Raw genomic sequence first — 255 nt, forward strand, 5'->3', positions numbered from 1 at the left:
TCATGCACCAGCGCCACCGCCTCCGGTGCCCGCCGCACCTGCGCCTCGAACAGCTCATGGATGCACCGCTCCGACGGATACGCCGCCTCCGTGCGGTTCAGCTCCTCCAGCAGATACCCGCGCTCCTCCCCCGGCAGGATCTCCAGCTCCCGCACCGGCGTGTGCGGCGAGCGCTCCAGCAGCTCCGCCAGATGCTCCAACGCATGTTGCATGTAACCGCACACCCGCTCCGCAGAAACCGGCCCGCTCACCTGC

The 255-nt window shown here is 69.4% G+C and carries 1 protein-coding gene; it reads right to left on the reverse strand.

Going from position 1 to position 255, the window contains the following annotated elements; genetic code table 11:
* The coding region (locus AB3X96_RS42945) for a hypothetical protein (protein WP_368594462.1) at positions 1 to 212 on the reverse strand (212 nt) is incomplete at its 3' end.
* Positions 213 to 255 lie beyond the last annotated feature (43 nt).

The organism is Paraburkholderia sp. BR13439 (genome assembly GCF_040948805.1).
Taxonomy (GTDB): domain Bacteria; phylum Pseudomonadota; class Gammaproteobacteria; order Burkholderiales; family Burkholderiaceae; genus Paraburkholderia; species Paraburkholderia youngii.